Genomic DNA, 2,723 nt, shown 5'->3' with positions numbered 1-2,723 from the left:
ACACCAGAAATGGGGCATTCACTCTACCTACTCGGACAACCTGCGCATGTTGACGCTTTCGCGCGGCGGGCCGCACGTGTGGGTGTCGGAAGCAGAAGCCAAGGAAGCAGGGCTTGTCGATAACGACTGGGTGGAAGTGTTCAACGTGAACGGTACGCTGACCGCGCGCGTGGTGGTTAGCCAGCGCGTGCCGCGTGGCATGTGCCTGATGTATCACGCGCAGGAAAAAATTATCAACGTGCCGGGCGCCGAAACGAGCGGCATGCGGGGCGGCATTCACAACTCGGTCACGCGTACTGTTCTTAAAGCCACGCACATGATCGGAGGCTATGCACAGCAGGCGTATGGATTCAATTACTACGGCACCGTTGGATCAAACCGGGACGAGTACGTAATCGTGCGCAAAATGAGACAGGTCGCGTGGCTGGAAGGCCCGCTGAACGAAGGAGCAGCATCATGAAAATCCGTGCGCAAGTCGCAATGGTCCTGAACCTGGACAAATGCATCGGTTGCCACACCTGCTCCGTGACCTGCAAGAACGTGTGGACCTCGCGTGACGGCGTGGAATACGCGTGGTTCAACAACGTGGAAACGAAGCCGGGGATCGGCTATCCGAAGGAGTGGGAAAACCAGAAGAAGTGGCAAGGCGGCTGGAAACGCAATGCCAATGGCAAGCTCGAACCGCGTCAGGGCGGAAAGCTCAGGGTGCTCGCGAATCTGTTCGCGAACCCGAACCTGCCGGCTATCGACGACTACTACGAGCCGTTCACGTTCGACTACGAACATCTGCAAAAGGCGAAGTTGTCGGAAACACCGCCGACTGCGCGGCCCGTTTCCGTCATCACCGGCAAGAAGATGGAGAAGATCGTTTGGGGTCCGAACTGGGAAGACGATCTCGGCGGCGAATTCTCTTCGCGTGGCCGTGACGCGCTGTTCGAAAACGTGCAGAAGGAAATGTATTCGACCTTCGAGAACACCTTCATGATGTACCTGCCGCGTTTGTGCGAGCACTGCCTCAACCCGGCGTGCGTGGCCTCCTGCCCATCAGGCTCGGTGTACAAGCGCGAAGACGATGGCATCGTGCTGGTCGACCAGGACAAATGCCGCGGCTGGCGCATGTGCATTTCCGGCTGCCCGTACAAGAAGATCTATTTCAACTGGAAGAGCGGCAAAGCGGAGAAGTGCATTTTCTGTTATCCGCGTCTGGAAGCCGGTCAACCGACCGTCTGTTCGGAGACGTGCGTCGGGCGTATTCGCTATCTTGGCGTCCTCCTGTATGACGCCGACAAGATTGGCGAAGCGGCGTCGGTCGAACGGGAACAGGATCTGTATCAAGCGCAACTCGACGTATTCCTCGATCCGCACGATCCTGCCGTCCAGGCCGAAGCGCTCGCGCAAGGCATCTCGCAAAACTGGCTGGACGCCGCGCGCAAGTCGCCCGTCTACAAGATGGCTGTGGAATGGAAGGTGGCGTTCCCTCTGCATCCCGAGTACCGGACGTTGCCGATGGTGTGGTACATCCCCCCACTTTCGCCGATTCAATCCGCCGCCGACGCGGGGCATATTGGCATGGACGGGATTATCCCGGACGTGAAGAGCCTGCGCATCCCGGTGCGCTACCTCGCCAACCTGCTGACGGCTGGCGACGAAGCGCCGGTCACGTCCGCGCTTGAACGCATGCTCGCGATGCGCGCGTTCAAGCGCGCCGAGGTCGTGCACGGCCGAGCAGAACCGGCGTTGCTGGACGGTTTGAACATCACGCCCGCGCAGGTCGAGGACATGTACCAGACCATGGCCATTGCGAACTATGAAGACCGCTTCGTCGTGCCTTCGTCGCATAAGGAAGCCGTGGAAGACAGCTTCAACGACAAGGGCAGTTGTGGCTTCACGTTCGGCAACGGCTGCTCGAGCGGGGTATCGGAGGGATCGCTGTTCGGCAAAAAGCCTCAGGGCAGCGTCGTGTTCGCGGATATGCCCAAATCGCGCAAGAAAACGGAGGCGGCATCATGAATTTTTCCATCTATCCGGTGCTCGCGGCGTTACTCGATTATCCGGAGCCCGAACTGCTCGTGGCGCTCGACGAAGTCGAAGGAGCGCTTAAACGCATTCCGGCGGCGCAAGACGCGTTGCAACCCCTTCTCGCGCTACTGAAAACGCATCCGTTGATCGAGTTGCAGGAGAACTACGTTGCCACGTTCGATCGCAACCCGGCGCACTCGTTGCATCTGTTCGAGCACGTTCACGGCGAAAGCCGCGATCGTGGCCAGGCCATGGTCGATCTTCTGGACGAATACCGGCGACTCGGTCTCGACATGGCGACCAATGAACTGCCCGATCACGTGCCGCTGTTCCTCGAAGTGCTGGGCGCCATCGAACCGGCGCAAGCTCGCGCGCTGCTCGACGAGGCCATCCACGTCCTCGCGGCAATAGGCGAGCGTCTCGCCCGCGACGAAAGTCCGTACGCGGGCGTGTTCACCGTGTTGCGCACGTTGACCGATGTCGTCCCGCAAGCGGCCACGGAGCCACCCATTCGCGACATGGACGAAGCGCTCGAACGCTTTGGCCCCGGTGCGGACGGTGTCGAACCGCTGCTTGCTCCGTCAATGACCACGCCGCTCGCCCAGCCGATGCACTTTCATCCGCGACCGCCCGCCACGGCCAACTGAGTTCCAGGACCCACCCATGCTCAATCAATTTCTATTTGGCATTTATCCGTACATTGC

General features: G+C 59.9%; 3 protein-coding genes. All 3 read left to right on the top strand.

Annotated features, from left to right (window positions below):
• Positions 1-460 (top strand): molybdopterin dinucleotide binding domain-containing protein (locus WCA53_RS05600; protein WP_423906668.1); only part of this gene is annotated, 460 nt, incomplete at its 5' end.
• Positions 457-2,010 carry a nitrate reductase subunit beta gene (gene narH / locus WCA53_RS05595; RefSeq protein WP_423906663.1) on the top strand — a complete coding sequence of 518 codons (1,554 nt, stop codon included), beginning with the start codon at positions 457-459 and terminating at the stop codon, positions 2,008-2,010. The genes WCA53_RS05600 and narH, both read left to right, overlap by 4 nt.
• Entirely contained in the window at positions 2,007-2,666 is a 660-nt protein-coding gene (gene narJ / locus WCA53_RS05590; RefSeq protein ID WP_423906660.1) for a nitrate reductase molybdenum cofactor assembly chaperone, read from the top strand. The genes narH and narJ overlap by 4 nt, the downstream gene beginning before the upstream one ends.
• Positions 2,667-2,723 lie beyond the last annotated feature (57 nt).

The organism is Caballeronia sp., assembly GCF_049581465.1.
GTDB lineage: Bacteria > Pseudomonadota > Gammaproteobacteria > Burkholderiales > Burkholderiaceae > Caballeronia.
The sequence above is the reverse complement of the archived record's forward strand: the minus strand, read 5'-3'. Positions and strand labels throughout refer to the sequence as shown.

Excerpts from the sequence above, each read along its gene's own strand:
- narJ (WP_423906660.1), top strand. The coding sequence starts at position 2,007 with ATGAATTTTTCCATCTATCCGGTGCTCGCGGCGTTACTCGATTATCCG.
- narH (WP_423906663.1), top strand. The coding sequence starts at position 457 with ATGAAAATCCGTGCGCAAGTCGCAATGGTCCTGAACCTGGACAAATGC.